The organism is Enterobacter sp. HK-058-C-ECC (assembly GCF_047531125.1).
In the GTDB taxonomy this organism is placed as follows: Bacteria; Pseudomonadota; Gammaproteobacteria; order Enterobacterales; family Enterobacteriaceae; genus Enterobacter; species Enterobacter quasiroggenkampii.
The window spans coordinates 26,530-52,163 of sequence record NZ_JBLKCH010000012.1 but is presented as its reverse complement, the minus strand read 5'-3'; the positions used below and the strand labels follow the sequence as shown (position 1 = coordinate 52,163).

The following is a 25,634-nucleotide window of genomic DNA, read 5'->3' as shown; positions in this document are numbered from 1 at the left end:
CGGTTTTCTCCCTCGCCCCTTTGGGGAGAGGGCCGGGGTGAGGGGCAGGTTTGAATTACGATTTCGTCGACTGCTCAAAGCGGCGCAGCAGCTGATTCCCGCGCTCTACTGCGGAATCCAGCGCCTGCTGTGGCGTTTTCTTCCCAGTCCACACGCTTTCCAGCTCTTCATCCACGATGGTGCGGATCTGCGGCATGTTGCCCAGGCGCAGGCCTTTGGTGAACGGCAACGGCGGCTTGTTCAGCATCTGACGCGTCGCGATATCCGCGCCCGGGTTCTTGCTGTAGAAGCCCTGCTCGCGGGTCAGGTCATACGCGGCTTTGGTGATCGGCAGGTAGCCGGTCTTCTGGTGCCATTCGGCGGCGTTTTCCGGCTTCGCCAGGAAGTCGAGGAATTCGGCCACGCCTTTATAGGTGCCCTTGTCTTTACCCTGCATCACCCACAGGCTTGCCCCGCCGATGATGGCGTTCTGCGGTGCGCCCTTCACGTCAGCGTCATACGGCATCATGCCCACGCCGTAGTTGAATTTGGCGTAGTGACGGATATCCGCCAGAGAGCCGGACGAGGCGGTGGTAATGGCGCAGTCGCCGTTGTAGAACTTCTCGGTGGATTCGTCTTTACGCCCGAAGTAGCTGAAGTCGCCCTTCTTGTTGAGTTCTTCCAGCAGCGCAATGTGCTTCACCTGCTCCGGCTTGTTGAACTCCAGTACCGCATCGGTGCCGTCGAAGCCGTTGTTTTTGGTCGCCACCGGCAGGCCGTGCCAGGCGCTGAAGTTTTCAATCTGGATCCAGCCCTGCCAGCCGCTGGCGTAGCCGCACTTCATCCCCGCCGCTTTCAGCTTCGCGGTGTATTCGGCCAGGTCCTGCCAGGTTTTTGGCGGCTGCTCCGGGTCTAAACCGGCTTTCCTGAAGGCGTCTTTGTTGTAGTACAGCACCGGCGTGGAGCTGTTAAACGGCTGAGACAGCAGATGTCCGGTTTTGGAATCGGTGTAGTAACCCGCTACGGTCGGCACAAACTGGGATTCATCAAAGTTGATACCCGCCTCTTTGAACACTTCATACACCGGCTTGATAGCTTTGGAGGCCATCATGGTGGCGGTGCCCACTTCATAAACCTGTAACAGTGCAGGCGCGTTGCCGGTACGGAAGGCGGCGATGCCCGCGCTCAGGCTCTGCTCGTAGTTACCTTTGTACACCGGCACAATTTTGTAATCCGGATGGGTGTCGTTGAAACGCTGCGCCAGGGAGTCAACCTCTTTACCCAACTCCCCTTCCATGGAATGCCAGAACGGAATGGTCGTCACAGCCATTGCGTTCGTCGCAAAAGCCAGACCCAGTGCCAGACCCAAAGCTGTGTGTCGTAACGATGTCATTGTCATCTCTCTTATTGTGCCGGATGCGCGATATCACGCGTTTTATGCTCGCGAGGTAACATGACATGCTCGAATGACAGAAAAATAACTGTTTGTTTACAGATAAGTGACAGTAAAGGGTCAGGGGGATGATGGTTGTGTGAAGGGGTGTAGCGGTTAAAAAAGCCGGGTGGCGGCTACGCCTTACCCGGCCTACTCGATCCCTGTAGGCCCGGTAAGCGTAAGCGCCACCGGGCGATACAGACGACTCAGCCGCCCAGATACGCGCTCCGCACCGCTTCGTTCGCCAGCAGCGCATCGCCGGTGTCTTCCAGCACCACGCGGCCGTTCTCCAGCACGTAGCCACGGTCAGCCAGCTTCAGCGCCTGGTTGGCGTTCTGCTCGACGAGGAAGATGGTCATCCCCTCTTTACGCAACTGCTCGATGGTGTCGAATATCTGCTGGATGATGATCGGCGCAAGACCGAGCGACGGCTCGTCCAGCAGCAGGAGACGCGGCTGGCTCATCAGCGCGCGGCCAATTGCCAGCATCTGCTGTTCACCGCCGGACATGGTGCCCGCACGCTGAATGCGACGCTCCCACAGGCGCGGGAAGAGTTCGTACACCCACTTGATGCGGGTCTGGTATTCATCGCGATGGGTGAAGAAACCGCCCATCGCCAGGTTCTCTTCCACCGTCATACGCGAGAAGACGCGACGCCCTTCCGGGACAATCGCCACCGCCTCACGCATGATTCTGGCCGTCTGCCAGTCGGTAATGTCTTTACCATCGAACACAATCCGCCCGCTGGTGGCGCGCGGGTCGCCGCACAGGGTGCCGAGCAGCGTGGTTTTGCCCGCGCCGTTGGCGCCAATCAGGGTCACGATTTCACCCTGATTGATATGCAGGCTGACATCGTGCAGCGCCTGGATCTTGCCGTAGTGTGCGTTGACCTTGTCGAACGTTAACATCGCTTTTTCCATCTTATGCCTCACCCAGGTATGCGCGGATCACGTCCGGGTTGTTGCGGATCTCTTCCGGCGTGCCGTTTGCCAGCGGCGTACCCTGGTTAACCACGTAGATACGGTCCGAAATGCCCATCACCAGCTTCATGTCGTGCTCAATCAGCAGAATGGTGGTGTCGTGGTGATCGCGCAGCTCGGCAATCAGCTCGTCCAGCTCTTTGGTCTCTTTCGGGTTGAGGCCCGCCGCCGGTTCGTCGAGCATCAGGATCTCCGGCTGGGTCACCATGCAGCGCACAATCTCCAGACGACGTTGGTCGCCGTAGGCCAGGTTGCTCGCCTGACGGTTGGCGTGCTGCAGCAGGCCAATGCGGTCGAGCCAGGTGGCGGCGCGATCGAGCGCTTCATCCTGGGCACGGCGGAAGGCCGGGGTTTTCAGCAGGCCGGAGAACAGCCCAGTTTTCAGCTGCTGATGCTGCGCGACCAACAGGTTCTCAATCACCGTCATCTCGCGGAACAGACGCACGTGCTGGAAGGTACGCACCACGCCCATGCGGGCAATCTGCTGGCCCGGCAGCCCTTCAAGATGCTTGTCGCGCAGCATGATGGTGCCGCCCGTCGGCTTGTAAAAACCGGTCAGGCAGTTAAAGACGGTGGTTTTCCCCGCGCCGTTCGGGCCAATCAGGGAGACAATCTCTTTCTTGTGCAGATCCAGTGACACATTGTTGACCGCCAGCAGGCCGCCAAAACGCATCATCAGACCGTTAACGGATAATAATGGCTGACTCATGCCTGCTCTCCTTTCGCTTGCCCGTTCTTCAGCTTCAGCTGTGGACGGGTCATCGGCAGCAAGCCCTGCGGACGCCAGATCATCATCAGCACCATCAAACCACCCAGCATTAACATGCTGTATTCGTTAAAGTCGCGCATCAGCTCGCGCGAGACCACCAGCAGGATGGCCGCGAGGATAACGGCAAACTGCGAGCCCATCCCGCCGAGCACCACAATCGCCAGCACAAAAGCGGATTCGGCAAAGGTGAACGATTCCGGGCTGACGAAGCCCTGACGCGCGGCAAACAGCGTCCCGGCGAAACCGGCAAACGCGGCGCTGATGGTGAACGCGGTCAGCTTGATGCGGGTCGGGTTCAGGCCCAGGGAACGGCAGGCAATCTCATCTTCGCGCAGCGCTTCCCACGCGCGGCCCAGCGGCATGCGCAGCAGGCGGTTAATCACGAACAGGGTGATCACTACCAGCAGCAACGCCACCAGATAGAGCCAGATGACACGGTCGGACGGGTCATACTTCACGCCGAAGAAGTTACTGAAGGTGTCCCAGCCGCCTTCGCGGGCGGTACGGCTGAACTCCAGGCCGAAGAAGGTTGGTTTCGGGATCTGGCTGATGCCGTTCGGGCCGCCGGTCACTTCGGTGTTGTTCAGCAGCAGGATACGGACGATTTCACCAAAGCCTAAGGTCACAATCGCCAGGTAGTCACCGCGCAGGCGCAGTACCGGGAAACCGAGCAGGAAGCCTGCCGCGGCTGAGACCAGCCCCGCCAGCGGCAGGCAGGTCCAGAAGCCGAGCCCGTAATAGTGGTTCAGCAGCGCGAAGGTGTAGGCGCCGATGGCGTAGAAGCCGCCGTAGCCCAGTACCAGCAGGCCAGAGAGCCCCACCACCACGTTCAGACCGAGACCGAGGATCACGTAGATCATGGTAAGGGTAGCGATATCCACGGTGCCACGAGAGACCACAAACGGCCACGCCACGGCAGCCACCAGCAGCGCCACGAGGAACAGCTTCTGCTTAACGGTAGACCCGTCGATGGCCGGCAGAACGAATTTCGGCCCGGAGACGTTTTTCAGCGACTTCTGGAACAGTGGACGCAACAGCTGGAACAGGAACACCACGGCAGTGCCGATAAATACCCACTGCCAGCGGATGTCGGGGGCGGCGTCCACCACCAGCTTCGTCCCGTCCAGACCTAACTGGACGCCCATAAAGACGCCTGCCAGCACGAAGAACATGGCGGCAGAGAGCAGCGCCATTGCAAAATGCATCGGTTTCATACTTTCTCTACCTCCGGACGGCCCAGAATGCCGGTAGGCATGACCAGCAGAACCAGAATCAGCAGGGCAAACGACACCACATCTTTATATTCCGTGCTCAGATACGCCGAGGAGAGCGCTTCCGCCACGCCCAGGATCAGGCCGCCAATCATCGCGCCCGGAATACTGCCGATACCGCCCAGCACCGCCGCGGTAAAGGCTTTCATCCCGGCCATAAAGCCGATGTACGGGTTGATCACGCCGTAGAACTGACCGAGCAGCACGCCCGCTACCGCCGCCATCGCGGCGCCAATCACGAAGGTCAGGGCAATCACGCGGTCGGTGTTGATGCCGAGCAGGCTCGCCATCTTCAGGTCTTCAGCGCAGGCGCGGCAGGCGCGTCCCATCCGTGAGTAGCGGATGAACAGCGTCAGGGCAAGCATTGCAATAAAGGTCACGACCCAGATAACCAGCTGCATGGTAGTGATAGAGGCCGCGAAGTTTTCACTGGCCCCCACAATCCACTGGCCGTTAAAGAGGCTTGGCAGCGCCACGTCGCGCGAGCCTTCGGTCAGGCTGACGTAGTTTTGCAGGAAGATCGACATCCCGATGGCGGAAATCAGCGCAATCAGGCGTTTGGAGCTGCGCACCGGCCGGTAGGCCACGCGCTCGATGCTCCAGCCGTAGGCGCTGGCAATCACAATCGCGCCGACAAACCCGGCGGCGACCAGTAGCCAGCTGCTGTCGATGCCCATCATCATCAGGGCGGCGATAATCATAAAGGAGACATAGCTACCGATCATGTAGACCTCGCCGTGGGCGAAGTTAATCATGCCGATAATGCCGTAAACCATCGTATAGCCGATGGCAATCAGCGCATAGGTGCTTCCCAGCGTGACGCCGTTAAACATCTGCTGCAGGAAATAGAGAAACTGCTCGGACATATGCAAACCTTTTTATACCCGCCCGTCAGTCCGGGCGGTGGGATAATTATTTGGCGGCCGAGGATGACCCGTCGGCGTGCCACTTAAAGACACCAAACTCAAATCCCTTCAGATCGCCTTTCTCATCCCAGTTCAGCGGCCCAATCACGGTGTTCGCCCCGTGTGCTTTTAAATCTTTCACCAGATCCAGCGGTTCTTTGCTGCCGGTACGATCCAGCGCGGTGGCCAGAGACTGCACGGCGGCGTAGGTGATCCAGACGTACGGACCACTCGGATCTTTCTTCTGCGCCTTGAGCGCGTCCACGATAGCCTTGTTGGCCGGATCCTGGTCATAGCGTTTTGGCATCGTCACCAGCATGCCTTCGGCAGAATCCCCGGCGATGTTGGACAGGGAGGCATTGCCCACACCCTCTGGCCCCATAAACTGGGTCTTCAGACCGGTGGCGCGCGCCTGACGCAGCATCTGCCCCATCTCCGGGTAGTAGCCGCCGTAGTAAACAAAGTCGATATTCTCTTTTTGCAGACGAGCGATCAGCGCGGAGAAGTCTTTCTCACCGGCGGTAATCCCGTCGAAGAAGACGATGTTTGCGCCGCCTTTTTTCAGGCCGTCCTGAACGGAGCGCGCCAGGCCTTCACCGTACTGCTGCTTGTCATGAATAATGGCGATACGCTGCGGCTTGACGGTTTCAAGGATGTATTTGGCGGCGGTTGGCCCCTGAGAGGAGTCCAGCCCGGCGGTACGCATGATGTGCTGATAGCCGCGCTGGGTCAGTTCCGGGTTAGTCGCACCGGGGGTGATCATCAGAATGCCTTCGTCTTCGTAGATATCAGACGCGGGCTGGGTGGACGACGAGCACAGGTGGCCGATCACATACTGGATGCCATCGTTGACGATTTTGTTAGCGACCGCGACGGCCTGTTTCGGATCGCAGGCGTCGTCATATTCTACGCCCACCAGCTTGTCGCCTTTGATGCCGCCCTTAGCGTTGATGTCTTTGATGGCCTGGCGCGCACCGTTGAACTCCATGTCACCCCACTGGGCAACAGGGCCGGACATCGCACCCACTACCGCAACTTTAATGTCCTCCGCCATGGCGGCATGCGAGATCGACAGTGCGACCATCCCCGCGATTAACGTCTTCGCGTTCCTTTTCATCTCTGAATCCCCATTCGTGATGTCGTGTTTATATTTTGTTTTATTATGGTTAAAAAGCATTCTGTACTTTTAATGAACAACGCTATTTTTACCAGTGCCTTTAATGGTTTAGCGCAGGTTTTTGTCAAAAACCAGACTAAAATCTCTATTTTTCAGGCTATTAAGCAAAGATAATATTCTGAAATCAGGCAGAGATAAACAACTAAAAGTGCAGTTTGCAGCATAAAATAACGGCACAAAGCGCCGAATAAATCACTACCCATCAGGTTAAAATTCTGCGTATTTTTCGATCCATGTGTTTTCAAACTGCCCAACGCGTTGCCAAAAAACTAATCACCTGGCGAATGAGAATAAAAAGAGGAAGCCCCTGAGTGAATAAATTGAGTACACTGCCTCTACTCAATTTGATTTGGACAAGTAGCTAATGAAACTGACTATCGTGCGTCTGGTGACCTTTAGCGACCAGGATCATATCGACCTGGGCAAGATCTGGCCGGAATATTCCCCTTCGTCGCTACGCGTGGATGAGACCCACCGCATTTATGCCGCGCGTTTTAACGAGCGCCTGCTGGCAGCGGTTCGCGTCACCCTGAGCGGTACAGAAGGGGCGCTGGACTCGCTGCGCGTACGTGACGTCACCCGTCGTCGCGGCGTGGGACAGTATTTAATTGAAGAAGTGATCCGCGAAAACCCGAGCGTGACCTCCTGGTGGATGGCCGACGTGGGCGTGGAAGACCGCGACGTGATGGCGGCGTTTATGCAGGCGTTAGGCTTTACGGCGCAGGAGAGCGGGTGGGAGAAGCGCTAAAAGAAAGCCGGGTGGCCGCTGCGCCTTACCCGGCCTACGAGGTGCTGTGCGGTCTGATGCCCTCACCCCGGCCCTCTCCCACGGGGAGAGGGCGCAAACACTAAAATGGCAACCTTACGGTTGCCATTTGCGTTTATTTTGCGTCGGTCGCCGTGCCGTTAGCATGCCAGTCAAACACGCCGAACTCGAAGCCCTTCAGGTCGCCCTTCGCGTCCCAGGAAAGAGGCCCCATGACGGTCTCAACCGTGTTCGCTTTCAGCCAGGTGGCAATCTCAGCCGGATCGGCTGACTGGTTCAGGCCTGCCTGCAGAGACTGCAGCGCCGCATAGGTGGTCCAGACGAACGCGCCGCTTGGATCCTGTTTCTTCGCCTTGATGGCATCTACGATAGGTTTGTTCGCAGGGACCTGGTCGTAGTTCTTCGGTTTGGTCACCAGCAGGCCTTCAGCGGATTCACCTGCGATGTTAGACAGAGAAACGTTCGCCACCCCTTCCGGGCCCATGAACTGGGTTTTCAGACCCGCTGCGCGCGCCTGGCGCAGGATCTGGCCCATTTCCGGGTGGTAGCCGCCGTAGTATACGAAGTCGATATTCTCTTTCTTCAGACGCGCCACCAGGGTGGAGAAGTCTTTCTCACCGGCGGTGATCCCGTCGAAGAACACCACATCGGCATTGGCTTTCTTGAGGTTGTCCTGCACTGAACGCGCCAGACCTTCACCGTACTGCTGCTTGTCATGAACGATGGCAATGCGCTTCGGCTTCACTTTTTCAACGATGTATTTCGCCGCGGTTGGGCCCTGGTCAGAGTCCAGACCGGTGGTGCGCAGGGTCAGCTTGTAGCCGCGCGCGGTCAGCTCCGGTGCGGTCGCAGCCGGGGTGATCATCAGGATACCTTCGTCTTCGTAGATGTCAGACGCGGGCTGAGTAGAAGAAGAGCACAGGTGACCGATAACGTATTTGATCCCGTCGTTCACCACTTTGTTCGCGACCGCGACCGCTTGTTTCGGGTCACAGGCATCATCATATTTTACGATCTGCAGTTTTTCGCCCTTAATACCGCCTTTGGCATTAATGTCTGCAACCGCCTGTTCTGCGCCAGTAAACTCCTGGTCGCCGTACTGCGCTACCGGTCCGGACATGGCGCCAACCACAGCCACTTTAATGTCTGCCTGTGCCATGGTGCTGAATGCCAACGCGATACATCCTGCCAGTAACGCTTTACCCTTCATGTTCATCCTGAGATTCCCCATTATTATGGTTATTACGATTGTTGTGATGTTGTTGTGCAGCGCTTTATGTCATTTATAGGTGTGCTGTTCGCGCTTTTTCAGCATACTCTGCTAAAACATACCCGATTTTTATGATTTTGGAATAGCTAATTTGAAATGAATATATGATAGGCCCGGCAGGGATTTTCGCCGGGCATATGGCTTTAACGTGTCAGCGAGGCGGAGATAATGTCCAGCGCTTTACGGAACTGCACTTCGGGAATCGTCAGCGGATACAGGAAACGAATGACGTTGCCGTAGACGCCGCAGCTCAGAAGAAGCAGCCCTTCCTGCAACGCCCGCTCCTGCATCTGGCGGGTAAATTCCGGCGAAGGCTGGCCCGTTTGCGGGTCGTTAAACTCCACCGCCACCATCGACCCCTGGGCGCGAATATCCGCGATATACGGGCAGTGTTCCTTCGCCTTGTTCAGCACTTCCACCAGGTGATGGCCCAGATGCGCCGAGCGCGTGCAGAGATTTTCCTCATCAATCACGTCCAGTACGGCATGCGCCGCCGCAATCGCCAGCGGGTTACCTGCGTAGGTGCCACCCAGCCCGCCCGGCGCGGGCGCATCCATCACCTCAGCACGGCCCGACACCGCCGAGAGCGGCATCCCGCCCGCCAGGCTTTTCGCCATGGTGATCAGATCCGGTTTCACGCAGTGGTGTTCCATCGAGAACAGCTTGCCGGTGCGGGCGAAGCCGCTTTGCACCTCGTCGGCAATCAGCAAAATGCCGTGGGTATCGCACAGGGCGCGCAGCGCCTGCATAAAATCAGCAGGAGCAATGTTGAAGCCGCCCTCCCCCTGAACCGGTTCGAGAATGATCGCTGCGACCTGGTCAGGAGCAATATCCGCTTTAAAGATACGTTCCAGGCTTTTCAACGCCTCAGCGGTGCTGACGCCGTGCAGTTCATTCGGATACTGCGCGTGATACACCGAGCCGGGGAAGGGCCCAAAGCCGAGCTTGTAAGGCGCAACCTTGCCGGTCAGTGCCATGGTCATAAAGGTGCGGCCGTGGAACGCGCCGCCAAAGGTGATAAGGCCAGGACGTCTGGTAAAGGCGCGGGCAATTTTTACGGCGTTTTCCACCGCTTCTGCGCCCGTCGAGAAGAACGCCGTTTTCGCCGGGCCGTCAATGGGCACGCGTGCGTTGATGCGCTCGGCAAGCGCCACGTAGCCTTCGTACGGCACGATCTGGTACGCCGTGTGGGTAAAGGCGTGGAGTTGTTTTTCGATGGCGGAAATGACTTTGGGATGGCGATGGCCGGTATTCAGCACCGCGATACCGGCGGCGAAGTCGATGTACTCATTGCCCTCGACGTCCCACACCGTGGCGTTTTCTGCTTTATCGGCATAGAAGTTACACATCACGCCGATGCCGCGAGGCGTCGCCTGTAAACGCCGGTCGTTCAGTTCGTTGTTTTTCACCCTGTCCCCCTGAGAAAGTCGCCTGCTTAGCGCATCAGTAAGTGTTTGCCAGGGGGAGGGAATTCGCCAGAGCGGGCGCTAAAAAAACAAAACCCCCAGACTCTCATCCAGGGGTTCTCGGTGTACTTCGCGGAAATTACGCTTCGATAGCGGCGCGAAGTTTTTTCATGGCGTTCTTTTCAAGCTGACGGACACGTTCCGCAGAGACGCCGTAGCGGTCGGCCAGCTCCTGCAGCGTGGACTTGTTGTCTTCGTCCAGCCAGCGGGCGCGGATAATATCCTGGCTACGCTCGTCGAGGCCTTCCATCGCATAGCTCAGCTTGTTCGCGGCCTGATCTTCCCAGTTGTCCTCTTCGATGCCGTCAGCAAAGTTAGAGGTTTTATCCTGCAGATACAGAACCGGTGCCATTGGCTGGCTGTCGGATGCGTCGTCGTCGGAGGACATATCGAAGGTCATGTCCTGCGCGGCCATACGGGATTCCATCTCACGCACGTCTTTGCTGGATACGCCCAGCTCGCGCGCCACCATTTCCACTTCATCCTGATTGAACCAGCCCAGACGCTGCTTGGTTTTACGCAGGTTGAAGAACAGTTTGCGTTGCGCTTTTGTCGTGGCGACTTTCACGATACGCCAGTTGCGCAGCACGTATTCATGAATTTCTGCTTTGATCCAGTGTACGGCGAAGGAGACGAGTCGCACACCCACTTCCGGGTTAAAGCGACGCACAGCCTTCATCAGGCCGATGTTACCTTCCTGAATCAAGTCCGCCTGCGGCAGGCCATAGCCCGCATAATTACGAGCAATGTGAACAACAAAGCGCAGGTGAGACAGGATCAGCTTTTTCGCTGCTTCCAGATCGCCCTGGTAATGCAGCTTTTCAGCAAGCTCCTTTTCTTCCTCGGCCGTTAACATCGGCCAGGTGTTCGCAGCCCGGATGTAAGATTCCAGGTTACCAACAGGGGCTAAAGCTAAAGTTTGCATTTCTTTGGTCATTCATTCCTCTCAGTGTTTCTTCTGGTCCAGGTTGTCCCCGTCAGGCAACAACCATGCCAAAGCGTTTGAGCAACGAGATTAGCATTCACTCTTTTATCAGACAGTGATTTTATCCACAAGTTCCAGGTGCAACGGTGAATAAATTACGCACAAAATGTGACATGGAGATGATAACAGGGGAAGAGACAACAGGGACGCTTTCCCTGCAGAGCGAACATCTCGGTGCAGGGAAAGATTATATCACGCTTTTATTAGTCAGGAGTAAAGTGACGTAAATGTTGAACGGTTGCCAGCCACGCGGCTACCCACCCAATCATCGAACACACCAGCAGCAACAACAGGCACTCATCGAACCCTAAACCACTGATATCAAACCTGGTTCCGAAAACCTGCGCCACTTCAGTCACGGCAGAGGAAAGCCGCATCACCAAAATTTCTGACAATATCAGTGAAAGAAATGCGCCGGAAAAACCGAGCAGTGCGCCACCGTAAAGGAACGGTCGGAGGATGAAGCCATCCGTCGCACCAATCAGTTTCTGCACGTTGATGGTGTCGCGACGGGCGAAGATGCTCAGGCGAACGCTGTTGCCGATGACGAGGAAGACCGCCGCCACCATCAGCACGCCAATCATCGCCGCGACGCGGCCTACCAGCCCGGTCAGAGCAGAGAGACGCGCAAACCAGCTGTCATCCATGCGCACTTCATCAATGCCCTTAATGCGCGTGATGCGATCGCGCAGGGTGTTAAGCGAATCGGTCCCCTGGAAATCCAGCTTCGGGATCACCACCGCCACGGCGGGCAGCGGGTTCTCCTCGAGCATATCCAGCGCGCCGCCAAAGCCAGACCAGTTCCTGAACTCGCCCAGCGCGTCTTCACGTGAGAGATAATTGACCTTCTCCACGCCCTGCTCGGCCTGAATTTGCCCAACCACCTGCGCCGCCGCGTTATCGTCGAGCGCTTTATCCAGATAGACCGTGATCTGCGGAGACGGATAATACTGCGACGCCGCCTGGTTGACGTTTTTATAGACCATATAGCAGACGCTTGGCAGCGTGAGGGAGATGGCGATCACCATCACCGTCAGGAACGTCGCCAGCGGTTTGCTTTTCAGGTCCTGCAGCGCGCCGTGGAACGCGTAGCGCACCTGCTCGTTAAACACGTTGGTTTTACGGGAGGCTGGCTTTGGCGCGGCCTTCTGGCGCTTCGGCGCATTACGATTGCCGTCACCCCCGCCCTGCGGCTTACGGAAACGGTCAAACCGGTTCCCGAACTGCCGAATCTGGTTTATTGCATCACGCTTATTCACCGTGGCCTCCGTGCAAATGACCGTCGCTCAGGGTCAGCATGCGGTACGAACGACGGGATATCAGCCCGATGTCGTGCGTCGCCATCAATACGGTAACCCCCACGCGGTTAAACTCCTCAAACAGACGCAAAATCCCTTCTGACAGGGCATCGTCCAGGTTACCGGTCGGTTCATCCGCCAGCAGCACCGCAGGCTTGTTCACCACCGCACGGGCGATACCCACGCGCTGCTGTTCACCGCCGGAGAGCTGGATCGGGAAGTTCTTCGCTTTGTCCAGCAGCCCGACCTTATCCAGCGCCGCGGAAACGCGACGGCGGATATCATCATAGCTGGCGCCGGCAATAATCAGCGGAATGGCCACGTTATCGAAAACGGTGCGATCCATCAGCAGGTGGTGATCCTGGAAAATCATGCCGATCTGACGACGCAGGAACGGCACTTCGCGGTTTTTCAGGCGGCTGATCTCATGGCCGCCGAAAAAGATTTTCCCGGCGCTTGGCCGCTCGATCCCACAGATAAGCTTGAGCAGGGTACTTTTCCCCGCGCCGGAATGGCCGGTCAGGAATGCCATCTCGCCCGGCTGCAGGTGGAATGTGACCCCCTGCAGCGCTTGTCTCCCACCGAGATAGGCCTTGCTGACGTGTTCAAAGCGAATCATTGTTAGTCCTCTCGGGCAAATAATGCCTCAATAAAGTCGTCCGCCTTAAACGGACGTAAATCCTCAATACGCTCGCCCACACCGATGTAACGGATAGGAATGCCGAACTGGTCGGCCACGGAGAAGATCACCCCGCCTTTCGCGGTGCCGTCCAGTTTGGTCAGCGTGATCCCCGTCAGTCCTACCGCTTCATGGAACAGTTTTGCCTGGCTGATGGCGTTCTGTCCGGTGCTGGCATCAATGGTCAGCATAATTTCATGCGGTGCGTCTTCGTCCAGCTTCTTCATGACGCGAACGATTTTCTTCAGCTCTTCCATCAGGTGCGATTTATTCTGCAAACGCCCTGCGGTATCGGCAATCAGCACGTCCACGTTGCGCGCCTTCGCTGCCTGGATGGCGTCAAAGATCACGGACGCGGAATCCGCGCCGGTATGCTGAGCAATGACCGGGATGTTGTTGCGCTGGCCCCAGACCTGCAGCTGCTCAACCGCCGCCGCACGGAAGGTGTCGCCCGCCGCCAGCATCACCGATTTACCCTGCTGCTCGAACTGACGCGCCAGCTTGCCGATGGTGGTGGTTTTACCCACGCCGTTCACGCCGACCATCAGAATAACAAATGGCGTTTTGCCTTCAATATTAAGCGGTTCGTCAACTTTTGCGAGAATTTCACCCATCTCGTCTTTCAGCAGGCCGTACAGCGCTTCGGCGTCACGCAGCTGTTTGCGGCTCGCCCCTTCGGTCAGATTAGTGATGATCTTACGGGTGGTTTCGACACCCACGTCCGCAATCAGCAGTTGCTCTTCCAGCTCTTCAAACAGATCGTCGTCGATCTTCTTGCCGCGGAACAGACTGATAAATCCGGAACCTAAGTTTTCTTTGGTTTTAAGCAGGCTGCGCTTCAGGCGCGCGAAGAAACCCTCTTTGGTCGGTTTTTCCTGCTCCTGAACGGTCTCTTCTTCGGCCTGCTCTTCTACCGGCACAACGATAACCGCTTCTTCAGCGGCCTCGGCCGCCAGCGCCTGAGCTTCCAGCTCTTCGTCGGTCAGCTCTGGCTCAAGCGCCGCCTCTTCTTCCACCGCCTCAACGATTTCAACGGTTTCCGCTTCGGCCTGCCACTCTTCGGCAGACACCGCTTCGTCTTTGACCTCTTCCGGCAGCGGAAGCTCTTCGTGTTCGATAGCAGCCTGTGGTGCTTCGATAGCGGCTTCTACGACAACCGGCTCTGGCTTCTCGCTTTCCTGAACCTGTTCAGTGACCTCAACCACCTCTTCAGCAAAGGTTTCAACCTCTTCTTTGCTGTGCGCCGTCTCTTCCGCGTCGACAACCGCGGCGGTTTCTACAGGCGTTTCAGGCTGCGACGGCTCTTCAACGGCTTGTTGATCTTCGGTTTTCTGTTCTGTTTCTTGCTCTTTTTCACCGAAGCCCAGCCAGGAAAAGAAGCCACGTTTTTTTTGTTTTGCCATCTGCGACTACACTCCTCGCGGCGCTATATACATGGAAGCTAAAAAAATGATGAAATAGTCTAACACTTTACTTAATTGACATCACCGCCCGCAATCGCAGGCCAATTGTTAACAGAGCTTTCCTGAGATGAAGAAACCCAACCGCGCCCCGGCCGGTCAAATTCGTATTATCGGCGGTCAGTGGCGAGGCCGGAAATTACCGGTGCCGGACAGCCCCGGTTTACGCCCTACTACCGACCGCGTGCGCGAGACGCTGTTTAACTGGCTGGCCCCGTCAATGGTAGACGCCCGCTGCCTGGACTGCTTCGCCGGTAGCGGCGCGCTCGGGCTGGAAGCGCTGTCGCGCTATGCTGCCAGCGCCACGCTGCTGGAGATGGAGCGCGGCGTGGCGCAGACGCTGCAGCAAAATCTGGCGACGCTGAAAGCGAGCAATGCGAAAGTGGTGAACACCAACACGCTGAGCTTCCTCGCGCAAAAGGGCACGCCGCACACCGTGGTGTTTGTCGACCCGCCGTTCCGCAAGGGGCTGCTGGAGGAGACGTTATCCCTGCTGGAGCAAAACGGCTGGCTGGCGGATGACGCATTGATTTACGTGGAAAGCGAAGTGGAAAACGGTATACCGCCGGTTCCCGCCCACTGGGATCTGCACCGTGAAAAAGTCGCAGGTCAGGTTGCTTATCGTCTGTATCACCGTCAGGCACAAGGAGGATCCGATGCCGGTACTGATTAATCTGGGACGCTTGCTGATGCTGGGCGTCTGGGCGTTTTTGCTGCTCAACCTGGTGCACCCGTTCCCGCGTCCGATGAATATTTTCGTTAACGTCGCGCTGATTTTCACCTCGTTCATGCACGCCCTGCAGATGGTGATGCTGAAAAACGGTCTGCCGAAAGACGGCCCGCAGATGACGGGCTGGCAGCAGCTGCGCGTGTTTATTTTCGGCGTGTTTGAGCTGCTGGTGTGGATGAAGAAGTTTAAGGCGCAGGTGAAGAAGTAAGGTGCGCGCTATCGCCCGGTGGCGCTTCGCTTACCGGGCCTACGAAATCCTGTAGGCCGGGCAAACGCAGTGCCGCCCGGCGTTACCGCTCCGGTGCAAACCCTTCGAATCGCGACCCTTTGTAGCTCAGCGTTCCTTTCTCTCCCACCGTCAACTGGTGGTACTGCTGCGCCTCCAGGCGGAAGGTCATCTCGAGGCCGCCCGTTTCCGGCTTAAAGCTCGCTTCATAGCGCATTGTTGTGCCCGCAGGCGTCACCTGCTGCTGGCGCGAGCGGCGGTCATTGAGCGGTTTTTCGCGTTTGTTCGTCACCACCACGCGCTTTTGCATCAGCGGTGCGGCATCGTTATCCGCCTTCTCGCGGCGCTGCTGCACGAAGCGGAACGAGGCGGCAATGACGATAATCGCCACCACGATAATAAAAAACAGCGGCATCTTGCTCATTCTACAATCCCATCAGATTATGCGGAATTCAGGATACCCTGCCTTTCCCGCCATTGCCAAACGCCCGCCCGCGTCACTACACTGGATCAGAAACTGATTATTCAGACTTAACAGATACAGGGAGTTAATATGCTTTGGTCATTTATCGCTGTCTGTTTTTCCGCATGGCTTTATGTCGATGCGTCGTACCGTGGTCCCACCTGGCAGCGCTGGCTGTTTAAACCCGTCACGCTGTTGCTCCTGTTGCTGCTGGCCTGGCAAGCGCCGATGTTCAACGCCGTCAGCTATCTGGTGCTCGCCGGGCTGTGCGCCTCTCTGATTGGCGACGCCCTGACCCTGCTGCCGCGCCAGCGCCTGCTGTATGCCGTAGGGGCATTTTTCCTGTCGCATCTGCTGTATACCATCTACTTCGCCAGCCAGATGACGCTCTCTTTCTTCTGGCCGCTGCCGCTGGTCCTGCTGGTGATTGGCGCCCTGCTGATCGCGGTGATCTGGTCGCGTCTGGAAGAGATGCGTTTGCCGGTCTGCACGTTTATCGCCATGACCCTTGTGATGGTATGGCTGGCAGGTGAACTGTGGTTCTTCCGTCCGACCGCTCCGGCAATGTCCGCGTTCTTCGGCGCCGCGCTGCTGCTGATTGGGAATATCGTGTGGCTGGGCAGCCACTATCGCCGCCGTTTCCGGGCGGATAACGCGATTGCCGCCGCCTGTTACTTTGCCGGGCACTTCCTGATTGTGCGTTCGCTGTATATCTAAATAACGCTTGACTCTGGAGTCGACTCCAGAGTGTATGCTGCGGTTAATGAGAAAATTATCATTGCCGGAGACTGCCATGTCGACTCCAGAAACACCCAAAAAAGTTCCTCAATTCTCGGCGCTTAAGCTCAGTCCGGTTCCGCCGCAAGATGGCTGCTGCTGCGAAGGCACGTGCGAAACGCAAACGGAAATGCTGCCCGAAAGCGGCAACCGCTACAGCTGGGTCGTTAACGGCATGGACTGCGCCGCCTGCGCCCGTAAAGTAGAAAATGCGGTGAAACAGGTGCCGGGCGTCAGCCACGTTCAGGTGCTGTTCGCCACCGAAAAGCTGCTGGTTAGCGCCGAAAACGACGTCAGCAAACAGGTTGAAGCCGCGGTAAGCAAGGCGGGTTACAGCCTGCGTAGCGAAGCCGCGCCCGCGGAAAAAACGTCATCCCTGCGGGAAAACCTGCCGCTCATCACCCTCATCATCATGATGGCCCTGAGCTGGGGGCTGGAACAGATTAACCATCCGTTCGGCAACCTGGCGTTTATCGCCACCACGCTGGTCGGTCTGTTCCCGATTGCCCGTCAGGCGCTACGCCTGATGAAAAGCGGCAGCTGGTTTGCCATCGAAACGCTGATGAGCGTGGCGGCCATCGGCGCGCTGTTTATTGGCGCGACGGCAGAAGCGGCGATGGTGCTGCTGCTGTTCTTAATCGGTGAACGCCTTGAGGGCTGGGCAGCCAGCCGGGCGCGTAAAGGGGTCAGCGCGCTGATGGCGCTGAAGCCGGAAACCGCCACGCGCGTGGTAAACGGCACGCGAGAAACGGTCGCCATCACGACCCTTCGTCCGGGCGACGTGATTGAAGTCGCGGCAGGCGGACGCTTGCCTGCAGACGGTGCGCTGCTTACCGCCACCGCGAGCTTTGATGAAAGCGCCCTGACCGGCGAATCCATTCCGGTCGAACGTGAGGCGGGTGAAAAAGTGCCAGCAGGCGCCACCAGCGTCGACCGTCTGGTGCAGCTCACCGTGCTTTCCGAGCCGGGTGACAGCGCCATCGACCGCATCCTGAAGCTGATTGAAGAGGCCGAAGAGCGCCGCGCGCCGGTCGAACGCTTTATCGACCGCTTCAGCCGGATCTACACGCCCGCCATTATGCTGGTTGCCCTGCTGGTTACCGTCGTTCCGCCGCTGTTCTTTGGCGCGCCGTGGGAGGGGTGGATTTATAAAGGGCTGACGCTATTGCTGATCGGCTGTCCGTGCGCGCTGGTGATTTCCACCCCGGCGGCCATTACGTCCGGGCTGGCGGCTGCGGCACGTCGCGGGGCTCTGATTAAGGGCGGCGCGGCGCTGGAGCAGCTAAGCCAGGTCCAGCATATCGCCTTTGATAAAACCGGCACGCTAACCGTGGGCAAGCCGCAGGTGACCGGCGTCTATCCGCAGGACATCAGTGAAGATGAACTGCTGACCCTGGCCGCCGCCGTTGAGCAGGGGTCCACTCACCCGCTGGCGCAGGCGATTGTGCGAGAAGCGCAGTCGCGCGGGCTGAACATCCCTCCGGCAACTGCCCAGCGGGCGCTGGTCGGGACAGGGATTGAGGCCACCGTTGACGGTAAAAAGGTACTGATTGTCGCGGCGGGCAAGTCTTCTACGCCAGAGGTGGAGGCGTTAGAACAGACCGGACAAACTGTCGTGACCGTTATGCAGGACGGCACCGCAAAAGGGATGCTGGCGCTGCGCGATACCCTGCGCGATGACGCAAAAGAGGCCGTGGCAGCGCTCCATCAGCTGGGCGTGCAGGGCGTGATTCTCACCGGCGATAACCCGCGCGCGGCGGCAGCGATTGCCGGTGAGCTGGGGCTGGCGTTTAAAGCCGGATTGCTGCCGGCGGATAAGGTCAGCGCGGTGACGGAACTGAATGCTCAGGCGCCGCTGGCGATGGTCGGTGACGGGATTAACGATGCCCCGGCGATGAAAGCGTCCACCATCGGTATTGCGATGGGCAGCGGGACGGACGTGGCGCTGGAAACGGCTGACGCGGCGCTGACCCACAACCGCCTGACCGGGCTGGCGCAGATGATCGATCTTGCGCGCGCGACGCGGGCCAATATCCGTCAGAACATCGGCATCGCGCTGGGGCTGAAGGGGATTTTCCTGGTGACCACGCTGCTGGGCATGACCGGGCTGTGGCTGGCGGTGCTGGCGGATACCGGCGCGACGGTGCTGGTGACGGCGAACGCGCTCCGGCTGTTGCGTCGCCGGTAAAAAAACGCCCGGTGGCGCTGACGCTTACCGGGCCTACATATCCTGCTAAATCGTAGGCCGGGTAAGGCGAAGCCGCCACCCGGCTTTTTTTATATGAAGTAGCTCATCGCCAGCCCTAAAAACAGCACCAGACCGACGTAATTATTGTTCATAAACGCCTTGAAGCAGGCGTCGCGTTCGCGCTTCGCAATCAGCTTTTGCTGGTAGGCAAACAGCAGCCCCGCCACCAGCACGGACCAGTAAAATTCCCAGTTCAGCCCGTTCAGGCGACCGATCGCCACCATCAGCGCCAGTACCGCGACCTGCAGGATACCGATAATCAGCTTGTCCTGACGGCCAAAGAGGATGGCGGTGGATTTGATGCCAATTTTCAGGTCGTCATCGCGGTCAACCATCGCGTACTGCGTGTCGTACGCCACCGCCCAAAGTATGTTCGCCAGGAACATCAACCAGCAGCTGAGCGGTAAGGACTCACTAACCGCCGCAAACGCCATCGGAATCGACCAGCCAAACGCCGCCCCGAGCACCACCTGAGGCAGGTGGGTATAGCGCTTCATAAACGGATAAACCCAGGCCAGGGCCAGCGCCGCAACGGAAAGCAGGATGGTCATGGTGTTGAGGGTTAACACCAGCAGGAAAGAGAGTAGCACCAGAATGATGAACAGCACGCGGGCTTCTTTCCCGGTGACCTGCCCGCTGGGTAACGGACGACCGGCTGTACGCTTTACATGGCCGTCGAATTTACGATCGGCATAATCATTGACCACGCAGCCCGCCGCGCGCATCAGCCAGACGCCAGCCACGAACACGCCAAGGATCCACAGCGGCGGCACGCCCGGCGTGGCAAGCCACAGCGCCCATAGGGTCGGCCACAGTAGCAGTAACGCGCCAATCGGTTTATCGGTACGCATTAAGCGGTGATACGCCAACAGCTTATTCTGCGTCAGGCTCCACTCCATTTTTTCTTCCTCTTAGTACAACGGCGATGCCGGTAAAAAAAGCTCCGTCAGAATTAACGGCTTACCGCTCAGGCGAAGGCGGGAACGACGCCCCCACAGTTCGGCATCACGACCAATCTCAATAAAATCCCGGGTAAGCTCAGACGAGGTGAAAAGGTAACGCCCCAGCGGCGTTTTCCCCAGACGTTGCAGCGCCAGTTCTGGCCCGGAAAGGGTGGACTCGGGCACCACCGTCCGCCCGGCAAGCCACGGCTCGCCATCGGCACAAAGTAAAATTTCACGCAGCCAGTAACGTGGCTCGTGCGGCAGCAGCGGCAGCTCGTTGGCGATCTCATCGCCAGAGACAAACCCTTCCTGAATCAGGGTCACCGTGACCGTTTTTCCCTGCTGCTCAAAACGTTTCGTCATGGAGTCTTCCAGCAGCAACCAGTCCAGTTGCTGGGGATCAAGCGCAGGTATTTGGTCGAAATAGCGCAGCGCACGCAGTTGCGTTAGCGCAGGGTGTGACATGCCAGACTCTCCGATACATAACGTAATGGCATTGTATCGCAGAAACACGGATTGAGGGGGGCCAAACGTTATTTAACGATCACGATCGCAACAAGAGTGCAACAGCCCGGCGGAGACGAAAAAAAGTGCGCCCACTCAGGCGCACCAAACGACTAACAAATCAGCACTGCGGGGAAACGGTTACCCCTTGCCTTTTACACTGCTGATAAAGGTGGAACGGGCAGTGGTTGAACCTAAACGTTCGGCTTCATCAAGCAGTTTCAGCGCTTTATCGACATCGCCGCGCTTCACCGCCTGCTTAATGGCGTTGTTGAAGTATTCTTCGGTGTCGTTCAGTACCGGCTCCGCTTTCTTCGCCGGGGCTGGCGCTGCGGTCGCTACCGGTGCGGCTGCCGTGGCAGCAGGTGCGGTATAGGCAGGTGCAGCGGTATTACCTACAGTGACAGGGCCGGTACCGGAGGAGCCAAACAGCGGGCCGACCAGGACGCTGGATGCACTGCTGGTCGACACTTTCAGCTTCACAAGGCCGTCAGTGGTATGGCGGGCAATCGGGTCCGGAATATCCGGTACGGCGTTACCTACGCCTTTGGCATAGGCCTTCGCAGGATCAAGCAGCGTGGTGGTTTGCTGCAAATCTTTTTCCGTGGTGAAGACGAGCACATAAATTTTCTGCTGACCCAGCGCAGGCGTCAGGCGCATTACTCCTTCCAGGCGGTCTGCGCTCATGACGCCGGGTTCCTGATAGGTAAAGTATTCGCTCGGGAAGAATGCAGAAGGCGTCATGTTCTGGTCAAGAATCAGCACGTTCGGGGCAAAGACGCTGGTCTGTTTATTGACTTCACTGGAGAGCGTTAACGTCAGTTCGCCAATATTAGCGGGCACGCTGTATGCGACCACCGGGCCACTGATGCCTGGAACATTAAGCGGTTGTCCCCCCGTCGAGAGCTGGGTCGTTTGGGCTTTAGATTGATCGACAGGCGTCCAGACCAGCTGTTGCAACGCTGCGGCCGGTATGGCTGGCGCGGATGTTGTGTTTTGCGGAACGAAATTCACATTAGCGAGCGTTACAGCAGGCGCGCTCGCCAGCAGCCCTGCGGATAAACAAAGGGCAAGGAGAGTTTTGTTCATTTTCATTGTTATCACCTCAAAATGCACAGGTCAGCGGTAGCCAGGCAATAGCGCGCCGTCCCAAGGATTGAGGGGCTTGCGCCCCTCAGTTTGGTCATTACGTCAGGTTAAGACGGTATTACCACCAGATTTCCATCTGGGCGCCGAAGGACCACTCGTCGTTGTCACCGCGGCTGTAGGTTGTGGCTTTGGTATCGCTTTTTGCAATGCCGTTGTCATAACCCCATTTCTCATCCCACTTCGCGTAAGTTGCGAAGACACGGATCGCTGGACGGGACCAGATGCTGTCACCGGCCTGCCATTGCTGTGCAAGGGTAATTTTGTACTGGTTGTTGGTATCGTCAGTTTTCTGCGACTTAACGTTGTCGTAGCCCACTTCAAGCAAGGTGCTCATGATTGGCGTCCATTTATACATTGGGCGCACACCCACGGTGTACCAGGTCGTACCGTTGTTGTCGTCACGATCGATATCCTGATACATACCGACGTACATCAGATCCCAGCTGTCACCCAGAGAGATCGCACCGTGGTCAAGAATACGAACCAGAGAGCCGTTGTTGTTGATCTTGTTGTCTACAACACCAATTTCAGCGTCTTTGTCATAGTTGTTGCCGGTGAAGGAACCCTGCGGAATACCTTTGCCCTGAGTGGTCATTGCATCGGTAGCGTACTGGACAACAAACTTGTTGTAGCCTTTCAGCATGCTCTGGGTATGTTCAGCGGTGAACATCCAGCCATCTTTAGATGCGCCGTCAGCGAAGCTGTAACCGTCAGTTTTGTTAGCTCGGCCATAGTCAACACCCAGCTCCAGCGTACCGCCCGGGTTGATTTCCATCTGCGCTAAACGCACATCGAAGACGTCGTTAGCGGTGTCTTTGAAGTTATGATAGATATCGTTACTGGTGAAGATGTATGAACCGCCCGCTTCCTGAGAACGGGTCGCGGCCAGAGACAGTTTACCGAAGCCCAGATCGACGTTTTCGATACCCGCACCAGGACCTGAAATATCCCAGTAGTAGAAGTCGATCATGTGGACGTCATGACGCTGATAGAAGCGCTTACCGGCCCAGATGGTGGAACCTGGCAGCCACTCAATCAGGTTTTTACCCTGCACGTTGGCTTCACGGAACGCCGGATCAGTGGCTTCCCAGTCGTTCTGTTGCGCCACGGAGTACGCTACGTTGGTGTCGAAGTAGAAGCTCTTGTCGCCTTCTTTCCACACTTCCTGGCCCAGCTTCAGTTCCGCATAGGTTTCACATTCGTTACCCAGACGGTATTTACTTTGAGCACCGGTTGCCTGGAAGCACTGTTGTTCGCCGCCACTCCCCGTCCAGCCGATACCGGAACGAGCATAACCATGGAAATCCACGGCCATTGCCTGAGCAGACATTACGCCCGCTGCGACGGCAACTGCCAGAGGAAGTTTGCGCAGAGTAATCATCATTCTATCTCCTGAGATCATTGCTTTTCTTTGAACACTTCACCTGTCGGTTTCGTGTCTTCTTTTGGGATTGCTTAAACGCCTGGCTCTTTGTGCAACCGACGACATGCAGTGCCATCCTCACGGAACAGATGGCAGCGCTCTGGCGGCAAGCCGATAGCGAATGTGGCACCCTCTTCTACCAACACCACGTCGTTCTGGCGGTAGACCAGGTTCTGACGGATGGCGGGGATCTGGATATGAATCTGTGTTTCGTGACCAAGCTGTTCGACGACCTGAACCTCACCTTCCAGCGTCACATCGGCGATGTGGCTCGGCAGTAAATGCTCAGGACGAATACCGAGGGACATGTTTGCCCCCACCTGTACGTTGGCGCTGTCGACCGGCAGCCAGACCTGCTGGCGGTTTGGCAGCTCCACCTGTACCTGTTCAATCGCGGTCGCGGTCACTTTGACGGGCAGGAAGTTCATCTTTGGCGAGCCAATAAAGCCCGCAACAAAGCGGTCTGCCGGGTAGTGATACAGCTCCAGCGGTTTGCCCACCTGCGCCACGCGGCCGGCATCCAGCACCACAATTTTGTCGGCGAGGGTCATCGCTTCGACCTGATCGTGGGTGACGTAAATCATCGTGCGGCCAAGACGCTTGTGCAGACGGGAGATTTCGATACGCATCTGGACGCGCAGGGCGGCATCCAGGTTGGAAAGCGGTTCGTCGAGCAGGAAGACGCGCGGCTCGGCAACCAGCGTACGGCCGATCGCCACACGCTGACGCTGACCGCCGGAAAGCGCTTTCGGCTTACGCTCCAGCAGGTGCGCCAGCTGTAACACTTCCGCCACCTGCGTCACGCGCTGGTTAATGACCTCTTTCTTCGCGCCGGCCAGCTTCAGACCAAAAGACATGTTCTCGGCGACGGAAAGATGGGGATAGAGAGCATAAGACTGGAACACCATGCCTACGCCACGTTCGGCAGGCGGGATGTCATTCATTCGGGTATCACCGATCAGCAGGTCGCCGCTGGTGATGGTTTCAAGACCGGCAATCATACGCAGCAGAGTTGATTTACCGCAGCCTGATGGGCCGACAAATACCACGAATTCACCTTCGTGGATGTCCAGATTGATGTCTTTCGACACCACAACGTCACCCCAGGCTTTCGTTACATTACGCAGCTGTACGCTCGCCATGCCCTTCTCCCTTCGTTACAACCTGTCACCGACAGAAACATTCAAGATAAGTTCACTATGGGGTATCCATTACTTTCCCGAATCCTCCACCCCCCGGCTTTTTTATGGGGGAGGAGGCGGGAGGATGAGAGAGCAGGCTCTGCGACCGGCACGGGCGGGCCAGGGCAAAATTCGTGAAGCCGCTTGCAAAATTCAGTGCGTTTTTATGTGCGCCAGCACTCATAACTTAAATTTATGCAACGGAGATCACACAAACGGGGGGTGGGGCGTAGGGGTTGGGAGGATGGAAAGAGGATGTCAAATAAGGAGACTGAGTCACGTTGAACCACTGAAGTCATACCACGAGACATCACCAAAAAGGATGGCAGATATGAATATCAAGACTGGCGCACGCGTTTTCGCATTGTCCGCCCTCGCAGCAATGATGATTTCCGCACCGGCGCTCGCCAAAATTGAAGAAGGCAAACTGGTTATCTGGATTAACGGCGACAAAGGCTATAACGGCCTGGCCGAAGTGGGCAAAAAATTCGAGAAAGACACCGGCATCAAAGTAACCGTAGAGCATCCGGACAAACTGGAAGAGAAATTCCCGCAGGTTGCGGCAACCGGCGACGGCCCGGACATCATCTTCTGGGCGCATGACCGTTTCGGCGGTTACGCGCAGTCTGGCCTGCTGGCTGAAGTCACCCCGGACAAAGCGTTCCAGGACAAACTGTTCCCGTTCACCTGGGATGCCGTTCGCTATAACGGCAAGCTGATCGCGTACCCTGTCGCGGTTGAAGCTCTGTCTCTGATTTACAACAAAGACCTGGTCCCTAACCCACCGAAAACCTGGGAAGAGATCCCGAAACTGGATAAAGAGCTGAAGGCGAAAGGTAAATCTGCTCTGATGTTCAACCTGCAAGAGCCGTACTTCACCTGGCCGCTGATTGCTGCCGACGGCGGTTACGCATTCAAGTTTGAAAACGGCAAATACGACGTGAAAGACGTGGGCGTCGACAGCGCAGGTGCGAAAGCGGGTCTGACCTTCCTGGTTGACCTGATCAAGAACAAACACATGAACGCGGATACCGATTACTCCATCGCGGAAGCGGCGTTCAACAAAGGCGAAACCGCGATGACCATCAACGGTCCGTGGGCCTGGACCAACATCGATAAGAGCAAAATCAACTACGGCGTGACGCTGCTGCCAACCTTCAAAGGCAAGCCGTCTAAACCGTTCGTTGGCGTGCTGAGCGCAGGCATCAACGCTGCCAGCCCGAACAAAGAGCTGGCGAAAGAGTTCCTCGAAAACTACCTGCTGACCGATCAGGGTCTGGATGAAGTGAACAAGGACAAACCGCTGGGCGCCGTCGCGCTGAAATCTTTCCAGGATCAGCTGGCGAAAGACCCACGTATCGCGGCCACCATGGATAACGCCCAGAAAGGCGAAATCATGCCGAACATCCCACAGATGGCCGCATTCTGGTACGCCACCCGTACCGCGGTTATCAACGCTGCAAGCGGTCGCCAGACCGTTGATGCCGCGCTGAAAGATGCTCAGGGTCGTATTACGAAGTAAGCAGAAAAACGGCGGGTAGCGGGGGGG

Annotated in this window: 24 protein-coding genes; 6 read left to right on the top strand and 18 right to left on the bottom strand. The window is 57.3% G+C overall.

Annotation, left to right across the window (positions count from 1 at the left end; all coding sequences use genetic code 11):
• Nucleotides 1-55: 55 nt before the first annotated feature.
• The 6 genes from ugpB to livK all read right to left on the bottom strand — a co-directional run bounded on the left by ugpB (nt 56) and on the right by livK (nt 6,456).
• Entirely contained in the window at nt 56-1,372 is a 1,317-nt protein-coding gene (ugpB, locus tag ACMWJS_RS19255; RefSeq protein ID WP_008500103.1) for a sn-glycerol-3-phosphate ABC transporter substrate-binding protein UgpB, read from the bottom strand.
• 248 nt (nt 1,373-1,620) lie between these two features.
• Nucleotides 1,621-2,334 carry a high-affinity branched-chain amino acid ABC transporter ATP-binding protein LivF gene (livF, locus tag ACMWJS_RS19250; RefSeq protein ID WP_414747429.1) on the bottom strand — a complete coding sequence of 238 codons (714 nt, stop codon included), beginning with the start codon at nt 2,332-2,334 and terminating at the stop codon, nt 1,621-1,623.
• A gap of 1 nt (nt 2,335) precedes the next feature.
• On the bottom strand, nt 2,336-3,103 hold the full coding sequence (gene livG, locus ACMWJS_RS19245; protein ID WP_024906698.1) for a high-affinity branched-chain amino acid ABC transporter ATP-binding protein LivG: 768 nt from the start codon (nt 3,101-3,103) through the stop codon (nt 2,336-2,338).
• Entirely contained in the window at nt 3,100-4,377 is a 1,278-nt protein-coding gene (livM, locus tag ACMWJS_RS19240; protein ID WP_048226437.1) for a branched chain amino acid ABC transporter permease LivM, read from the bottom strand. The genes livG and livM overlap by 4 nt, the downstream gene beginning before the upstream one ends.
• The gene (livH, locus tag ACMWJS_RS19235; RefSeq protein ID WP_008500099.1) at nt 4,374-5,300 is read right to left on the bottom strand and encodes a high-affinity branched-chain amino acid ABC transporter permease LivH; all 927 of its coding nucleotides are present in this window, start codon (nt 5,298-5,300) and stop codon (nt 4,374-4,376) included. Before livH ends, livM begins: the two co-directional genes overlap by 4 nt.
• A 46-nt stretch (nt 5,301-5,346) precedes the next feature.
• Complete coding sequence (livK, locus tag ACMWJS_RS19230) at nt 5,347-6,456, bottom strand: high-affinity branched-chain amino acid ABC transporter substrate-binding protein LivK (RefSeq protein ID WP_008500098.1); 1,110 nt, start codon at nt 6,454-6,456, stop codon at nt 5,347-5,349.
• A 424-nt stretch (nt 6,457-6,880) separates the two neighbouring features.
• Here livK and panM point away from each other — a divergent pair, with 424 nt between their 5' ends.
• Entirely contained in the window at nt 6,881-7,264 is a 384-nt protein-coding gene (gene panM / locus ACMWJS_RS19225; protein ID WP_045909159.1) for an aspartate 1-decarboxylase autocleavage activator PanM, read from the top strand.
• Nucleotides 7,265-7,397: 133 nt separating this feature from the next.
• Here the strand turns inward: panM and livJ are convergent, their stop codons facing one another.
• The 6 genes from livJ to ftsY all read right to left on the bottom strand — a co-directional run bounded on the left by livJ (nt 7,398) and on the right by ftsY (nt 14,383).
• A complete protein-coding gene (gene livJ, locus ACMWJS_RS19220; RefSeq protein WP_072163886.1) occupies nt 7,398-8,498 on the bottom strand; it encodes a branched chain amino acid ABC transporter substrate-binding protein LivJ in 1,101 nt (366 codons plus the stop codon).
• 197 nt (nt 8,499-8,695) lie between these two features.
• On the bottom strand, nt 8,696-9,961 hold the full coding sequence (locus ACMWJS_RS19215; RefSeq protein ID WP_414747428.1) for a 4-aminobutyrate--2-oxoglutarate transaminase: 1,266 nt from the start codon (nt 9,959-9,961) through the stop codon (nt 8,696-8,698).
• A 136-nt stretch (nt 9,962-10,097) separates the two neighbouring features.
• The gene (gene rpoH, locus ACMWJS_RS19210) at nt 10,098-10,955 is read right to left on the bottom strand and encodes an RNA polymerase sigma factor RpoH (protein WP_008500093.1); all 858 of its coding nucleotides are present in this window, start codon (nt 10,953-10,955) and stop codon (nt 10,098-10,100) included.
• Nucleotides 10,956-11,206: 251 nt separating this feature from the next.
• Complete coding sequence (ftsX, locus tag ACMWJS_RS19205; RefSeq protein ID WP_414747427.1) at nt 11,207-12,262, bottom strand: permease-like cell division protein FtsX; 1,056 nt, start codon at nt 12,260-12,262, stop codon at nt 11,207-11,209.
• Entirely contained in the window at nt 12,255-12,920 is a 666-nt protein-coding gene (gene ftsE / locus ACMWJS_RS19200) for a cell division ATP-binding protein FtsE (RefSeq protein ID WP_025758973.1), read from the bottom strand. Before ftsE ends, ftsX begins: the two co-directional genes overlap by 8 nt.
• Nucleotides 12,921-12,922: 2 nt before the next feature.
• A complete protein-coding gene (ftsY, locus tag ACMWJS_RS19195) occupies nt 12,923-14,383 on the bottom strand; it encodes a signal recognition particle-docking protein FtsY (protein ID WP_414747426.1) in 1,461 nt (486 codons plus the stop codon).
• 127 nt (nt 14,384-14,510) lie between these two features.
• Between ftsY and rsmD the strand changes: the two genes are divergently transcribed.
• Both rsmD and ACMWJS_RS19185 read left to right on the top strand, forming a co-directional pair.
• Nucleotides 14,511-15,113 carry a 16S rRNA (guanine(966)-N(2))-methyltransferase gene (gene rsmD / locus ACMWJS_RS19190; protein ID WP_223539873.1) on the top strand — a complete coding sequence of 201 codons (603 nt, stop codon included), beginning with the start codon at nt 14,511-14,513 and terminating at the stop codon, nt 15,111-15,113.
• Nucleotides 15,097-15,378, top strand: coding sequence for a DUF1145 family protein (locus tag ACMWJS_RS19185; RefSeq protein WP_008500088.1), 282 nt, complete (start codon nt 15,097-15,099; stop codon nt 15,376-15,378). Before rsmD ends, ACMWJS_RS19185 begins: the two co-directional genes overlap by 17 nt.
• A gap of 82 nt (nt 15,379-15,460) precedes the next feature.
• Here ACMWJS_RS19185 and ACMWJS_RS19180 read toward each other — a convergent pair whose 3' ends face one another.
• Nucleotides 15,461-15,820, bottom strand: a complete 360-nt coding sequence (locus ACMWJS_RS19180) for a DUF2500 domain-containing protein (RefSeq protein WP_048030196.1) — start codon at nt 15,818-15,820, stop codon at nt 15,461-15,463.
• Nucleotides 15,821-15,949: 129 nt separating this feature from the next.
• Here ACMWJS_RS19180 and ACMWJS_RS19175 point away from each other — a divergent pair, with 129 nt between their 5' ends.
• Nucleotides 15,950-16,576 carry a lysoplasmalogenase gene (locus tag ACMWJS_RS19175; protein WP_045909154.1) on the top strand — a complete coding sequence of 209 codons (627 nt, stop codon included), beginning with the start codon at nt 15,950-15,952 and terminating at the stop codon, nt 16,574-16,576.
• Between the two features lie 76 nt (nt 16,577-16,652).
• A complete protein-coding gene (gene zntA / locus ACMWJS_RS19170) occupies nt 16,653-18,824 on the top strand; it encodes a Zn(II)/Cd(II)/Pb(II) translocating P-type ATPase ZntA (RefSeq protein WP_414747425.1) in 2,172 nt (723 codons plus the stop codon).
• A gap of 89 nt (nt 18,825-18,913) precedes the next feature.
• Here the strand turns inward: zntA and ubiA are convergent, their stop codons facing one another.
• From ubiA to malK, 5 genes are all read right to left on the bottom strand, one after another.
• On the bottom strand, nt 18,914-19,783 hold the full coding sequence (gene ubiA / locus ACMWJS_RS19165; protein ID WP_262821611.1) for a 4-hydroxybenzoate octaprenyltransferase: 870 nt from the start codon (nt 19,781-19,783) through the stop codon (nt 18,914-18,916).
• 12 nt (nt 19,784-19,795) lie between these two features.
• Nucleotides 19,796-20,293, bottom strand: a complete 498-nt coding sequence (gene ubiC, locus ACMWJS_RS19160; RefSeq protein ID WP_021242729.1) for a chorismate lyase — start codon at nt 20,291-20,293, stop codon at nt 19,796-19,798.
• Nucleotides 20,294-20,473: 180 nt separating this feature from the next.
• Entirely contained in the window at nt 20,474-21,427 is a 954-nt protein-coding gene (gene malM, locus ACMWJS_RS19155; protein WP_048226423.1) for a maltose operon protein MalM, read from the bottom strand.
• Between the two features lie 112 nt (nt 21,428-21,539).
• On the bottom strand, nt 21,540-22,865 hold the full coding sequence (locus ACMWJS_RS19150) for a maltoporin (protein WP_074168353.1): 1,326 nt from the start codon (nt 22,863-22,865) through the stop codon (nt 21,540-21,542).
• 71 nt (nt 22,866-22,936) lie between these two features.
• Nucleotides 22,937-24,046, bottom strand: a complete 1,110-nt coding sequence (malK, locus tag ACMWJS_RS19145) for a maltose/maltodextrin ABC transporter ATP-binding protein MalK (protein WP_008500080.1) — start codon at nt 24,044-24,046, stop codon at nt 22,937-22,939.
• Between the two features lie 370 nt (nt 24,047-24,416).
• Here malK and malE point away from each other — a divergent pair, with 370 nt between their 5' ends.
• A complete protein-coding gene (malE, locus tag ACMWJS_RS19140; protein ID WP_045909150.1) occupies nt 24,417-25,607 on the top strand; it encodes a maltose/maltodextrin ABC transporter substrate-binding protein MalE in 1,191 nt (396 codons plus the stop codon).
• Nucleotides 25,608-25,634 lie beyond the last annotated feature (27 nt).